Origin of the sequence: Tunicatimonas sp. (assembly GCF_049647865.1) — a bacterium.
Classification (GTDB): domain Bacteria; phylum Bacteroidota; class Bacteroidia; order Cytophagales; family Cyclobacteriaceae; genus Tunicatimonas.
The window spans coordinates 1-5,306 of sequence record NZ_JBARYM010000125.1 but is presented as its reverse complement, the minus strand read 5'-3'; the positions used below and the strand labels follow the sequence as shown (position 1 = coordinate 5,306).

5 protein-coding genes are annotated in these 5,306 nt (G+C 44.9%); 2 read left to right on the top strand and 3 right to left on the bottom strand.

Annotated features, from left to right (window positions below; all coding sequences use genetic code 11):
- Positions 1–140: 140 nt before the first annotated feature.
- A complete protein-coding gene (locus tag WBA23_RS04080) occupies positions 141–641 on the top strand; it encodes a pyridoxamine 5'-phosphate oxidase family protein (protein ID WP_424580972.1) in 501 nt (166 codons plus the stop codon).
- Positions 642–646: 5 nt separating this feature from the next.
- Here the strand turns inward: WBA23_RS04080 and WBA23_RS04075 are convergent, their stop codons facing one another.
- The 3 genes from WBA23_RS04075 to WBA23_RS04065 form a co-directional block, all read right to left on the bottom strand.
- Positions 647–1,207 carry a Uma2 family endonuclease gene (locus WBA23_RS04075; protein ID WP_424580971.1) on the bottom strand — a complete coding sequence of 187 codons (561 nt, stop codon included), beginning with the start codon at positions 1,205–1,207 and terminating at the stop codon, positions 647–649.
- A gap of 45 nt (positions 1,208–1,252) precedes the next feature.
- A complete protein-coding gene (locus WBA23_RS04070) occupies positions 1,253–1,990 on the bottom strand; it encodes a 3-keto-disaccharide hydrolase (RefSeq protein ID WP_424580970.1) in 738 nt (245 codons plus the stop codon).
- Positions 1,991–2,079: 89 nt separating this feature from the next.
- Positions 2,080–4,803, bottom strand: coding sequence for a family 78 glycoside hydrolase catalytic domain (locus WBA23_RS04065; RefSeq protein ID WP_424580969.1), 2,724 nt, complete (start codon positions 4,801–4,803; stop codon positions 2,080–2,082).
- Between the two features lie 78 nt (positions 4,804–4,881).
- Between WBA23_RS04065 and WBA23_RS04060 the strand changes: the two genes are divergently transcribed.
- The coding region (locus WBA23_RS04060) for a sulfatase-like hydrolase/transferase (RefSeq protein ID WP_424580968.1) at positions 4,882–5,306 on the top strand (425 nt) is incomplete at its 3' end.

Genomic DNA, 5,306 nt, shown 5'->3' with positions numbered 1-5,306 from the left:
CCATAGGGTGGCCGAAGCATGAGCAGAAAAGATCCATCGCCCAGCAACCTGGAAGAAGATTAAAAGACAAAGTTAAAACATGTTCCTAATTATTTAACAACTCTTGGTAGATATAACCTATTTTTTTAAACCCCAGTAATATGAGTACTAAAAATTTATCCCACGAAGCAGCTGATGCCAAGCTAAAAGAATTAGTAGAGTCTATCGATTTCTGTATGATGGCTACCAATCTTTCTAATAAACCTTTTCATGTTGTACCAATGAGTACTAAGAAAGTTGATGGTGAGGAAGCTATTTGGTTCCTGAGCGGGAAAGATAGCGATCATAATAAAAATATTGTGGCCGACAGTGATATTCAGCTTATTTACTCAATGCCTAGTAAAATGGAGTTTCTGAACCTCTACGGCCAAGCTACCATCAAAACCGATCGGTTGATTTTAGAAGAACTTTATGAATCTTCTGACGACAGTTGGTTTGATGGCGTAGATGATCCCAATCTCACCGCTATCTGTTTTAAGCCTTCGCACGCCTACTACTGGGATACCAAAGACAATCAGTTCGTTTCATTGCTAAAAATGGGCTACGGAGCAGTCACCGGCCAGAAGGTGGACGTGGGTGAAGAGGGTGAGTTAGATATTTAGTGCTACTATTTAGTCTTCGGGAAAATATCCTCGGGTGAGATTATTAGGTTTTCTAGAACTGCAAACCCAGTTTGGTGAACTTCTGTCTTGAGATATTGGTCGCCACTCGGCTGCGAATAAACTTCTACCTGCCGTTGGTTTAGGTTCACAATCCAATAAATGGGAATACCCGCAGTAGCGTACTGAGCGTATTTCTTGTTACGATCGTAAGCGTAGGTAGCATCCGAAACTTCAATTAGCAAAGCCACATCGGTTGGTTGAATATGTTCCTCAGATAATAGTTCAGAGCGGTAGTGAGCTATAATTAAGTCTGATTGAGGTAGCGATTGCTCCGTTAATTGCAGGGGGTTTTGAGCATCCAAAATATACTGATCAAGCAGTAAATGGTGCTGAAAAAAGCGAATGAGCTTACGTACACAAGCAGCGTGAGGTTGATTGATGGGCGACATATCAATAATTTCACCGTCGATGAGTTCAATACGCTGATCAGGAGTAAATAACCCATTGGCCTCCATAAGCAGCAAATCATCTACACTAAATCGGTGACGGACAGGAACGGTTATCATACTGAGATAAACGAAGAAGAAGGGGCAAAAGATGCCCCTGGTATTCTACATTTCTTTAATGCGAATGTTACGCCACATAACCTGCAAAGTATCATCTGTTCGGATAGAATGCACTTGTAGTGCAATAAAACCACTAGCATCCATATCATCTACTACCTCTGCGGCTCGCACTCCGTTAACGTATGTTCGAATAGTGTCGCCCATCGCTTCTACTCGAAACTTGTTCCAGTCGTCTCGTTTGAAGGCTTTCTGAGCCGCTTCATTTTCGGATAAGTCTTGTAGCCAGCCACGACGTGCTTCATCGTACACACCACCGCTGTAAGAACGGGGCGAAGGGTCAATCTCTACCTGATAGCCCCGTACGCGACCTTTCTCTCGTTTCCGTTCTACCATTTCTCCCTCACCATTTTTAGCCATATACGTACTATCTTTTTCGTACTGCCCACTACGAATTTGTACCCCAGAATTGAGCGCAGTATCTACCATTACCTCGTACTCTAAAATAAAGTCGCTGTACATTTTCTCAGTAGCCAAAAAGCTGTTAGGTTCACCGGCTTTGGTAGTACCAATGACTACGCCGTCTTTAATTTCGTAGTTAGCCTGTCCGTTCAGTTGTGTCCAGCCGTCCTTGGCATCTGTGGTAAACATATTTACCCACTCGTCTTCTTCGGCCATTGCCGTTTCATCTGCTTCGTCTGCTTGTTCGGAAGTGCCTCCGCAAGCTACTAAACCTAATAAAGCCAAGCTAAATAAGCCGTTAAGCCAATAATTACTGATTTTCATAGAATAATAAGTTGTGTGAAATTGTTAAAATATTGAAAGTGAAATTCTGATTTATTTGTCGGAAATGCAACCGCAGTATAAAAAGCTAGTTACTTCACTTGCCATACATAATTACCAGACGATACTTCAAAAACGCGGTATTCATCTTCTGTAGCTTCTCCCTGATCTTCATTACCATTAAGTAACACAGTCTGACCACGCTGATAAGGCACGAATACTGTAGCGGTCGTGCTGGTCGGAACAGTCACTCGGAGCATTGTTTCATCATCAGATCGTTCCCAAGAAGAGCGAATAGTGCCGAATGGACTTTCCACGCTACCATTGGCCCAGTTCAACTGAGGAAGCATATCCGGTCGGATGATAAAACGTTGGAACCCCGGTTGTTCGTCATTGAGCTGGATACCGGCCAATGCTTCGTAGAACCATTCGCTTACCGTACCAAACATAATATGGTTAAGCGACATTGAGCCGTCCCAATCCTGCCACAGTGTATTCGCCCCCTGCTCTAGCCAGTAGCCAAACCCAGGTTGGTCGGTTTGGGTAACCATCCGGTATAAGGCTTCGGAATGGCCGTATTCCCGCAGCACGTTGAATAAATACTTTAATCCAACCACGCCTACATCAAAATGGTAATCACGTTGCCGGATGTCGGCGAGAAGATTGTTAAGAACCATTTCTTCTTTTCCATCCGGTACAATATTATGATATAGGGCTAGTGCCTGCGAAGTTTGTCCACCATTGCCGTAGCTTCCGGTTTTTGAGTTAAAGTATCGCTTGTTAAAGGCTTTTTTCGCCTTTTCAGAATACTGTTGATAATACTTACCATCTTCTGGCTGCTCCAGAATAGTAGCCATTTGAGAAAACATACGGGTAAAAGCAACTAAATAGCCTGAAGCCAGTATGTCTCCTTGCGTTTTAGTTTCTACTGGTTTATGATCGTCGATACCAAAGTTGAGTGTATAGTTATCAGCATTACGAATTAGGTGATCGAGGTATTTTTTTATTATTGCGTAGTACCGTGCTAAAATCGCAGAGTCACCGGTAAAGCGATATAAATCCCAAGTAATTTGTACTAAAGCTCCTTCCCACTGAGGGCCGTAACCTAGCGGGCGCAGTTCTGGGTCCTTGCCGTACTCGTAGCCCCAGCCGCTACTAGGAATAACTCCGGGTAAGTCGCCATTTTCCTGTTGTTCGTCAATAAAATCGTCTAACCATTTTAAATAAGATCGAACCATATCGTAGTTAAACAGCCCTGCCTCGGCTACCAATTGAGCGTCGCCCGTCCAGCCAATTTTCTCGCGATGAGGGCAGTCCGTCGGCAATCCGTGGTAATTGCCAACAAACGACCAGTGAGTGTTTTGCTGGGTTCGGTTCAGTTGAGGATCGGAGCAAGCGAAGCTTCCGGTTTGCTCAAAATCGGTGTACAGCACCACTCCCGTAATAGTTTCTAGCGTGGGTGGTGTAGGCAGTCCACGCACTTCTACGTACTGAAAGCCATGGTAGACAAAGCGAGGCTCCCATACTTCTACTCCTTCACCCTTCAAAATATAGCGGTCGGTCTGGGCATCACCACTTTTCAAAAAGCGTAGTATCTGCTTTTGCTCTACCGTGCTATCGGGAAAAAGCTTCTCCCCCATTTTCATACTTACTTCAGTACCTTTTGGCCCAGCTACCTTCAAACGGGAATAGCCAGCAATGTTTTGCCCCAAATCAAATACCCACACTCCCGGTTGCACTTCGGTAACTGAAACCGGACGGATTTCCTGCTGAGCTTTAATGGGGGGAATCATCTGCGCTCGTAGTTGCCCCTGGGGGCCAGCACTAGTTACCGCATTCTTCCAGTCGTTGTCATTATACCAAGCTTCGCTCCAGCCGGGTAATTCTAGCCGAGCATCGTAGGTTTCCCCGTTACGGATGCCATCAAATCTGATAGGTCCCTGGTTAGTCGTTTTCCAGCTTGCGTTTGAAACTACTCTTTGTATATCTCCTTGCTCATCAGTAATCTCTAGTTGGCATAAAGCTTCGGGGTAGCTACGCCAAGGTGCTTGATTAAAGCCCCAAACGGCATTTGCAAAATGATTGTACCAGCCGGTACCCAATACAATACCCACAGTATTTTCTCCCAATTGCAGTAAGTCGGTAATATCGTGGGTGAGGTAACGTACCGATTTATCGTAGCGGGTCTTCACCGGGTCGAGCAGGTGGTCGCCCACTTTTTGTCCGTTGATATATAATTCAAAATAACCCAGTCCAGTAATGTAAGCCCGGGCACTGGCAGGAATTTCTTCTAAGCTAAAATTCTGACGAAAATACGGAGCGGGCTTGCTTTCCTGCAACGTATCGGTAAAATCGGGGTGCCGAATCCATTGAGCTTGCCAGTCCGATGAGTCTAACAAAGCCATCTCCCAATGCGCCGGAGGACTCCACGCTGATTCATTTTCGTGGTTGTCCCATACTTTCACTTTCCAGTAACAACGCTGGCGAGAATTTAACGATTGACCTTGATAAGGTAAGTGACGTGATTCTCCCGAAGGTACGCGGCCACTGTCCCACAAGTCACCTTCATTACTCGCTAAGGTTTCGGGTGAAGAAGCTACAAGAATGCGGTAGGCAGTTTGTTCGGTAGCCGAAACAGCAGCGCGTAGTTTCCAGGCTAAGTGAGGTGCTTTACTATTAATTCCTAACGGATTTTTCAGGTACTCGCAACGTAGGTTTTCTACGGCTAGCGACTGAGCAAAATTGGCTGACGATTTGAACCAGACAGATACAAAAAATAAGAAAAAAATCCAGGATGAACGATTTATAAAAGTCATTTGAGAGATATTAGCTAAGAAGTACTTTTCAATTTATTATTTTGCTGATTGTAAACTTACAAGAACCTGTTTATTGCTATGCGAACACTGCTTTTTCTTATAGTCTTACCCATCGTTTCTAGCTGGGTGCCTTCATCGGCAGAAACGCTACCTCCGCCCAACATTATCTGGATTAATGCCGAAGATATTGGCCCGGCCTTTGGTTGCTACGGCGACAAGTACGCCACTACGCCTAATATCGATAAGATGGCTGAAAGCAGCATCCTGTATCGTCATGCCTACGCCACCGCTCCTATTTGTGCCCCCTCGCGGTCTTGCCTAATCACCGGCGTTTATGCTACCTCGCTCGGTACCCAGCACCTGCGCATGGAAACGACCAAACCCAATTTCATTGAAACATTTCCGGAGTACCTACGCGATAGTGCGAATTATTTTACGACCAACAACGGGAAAACTGATTTTAATTTCAGTCCGGAAGGGGTATGGGATTATTGGAAAGGAGA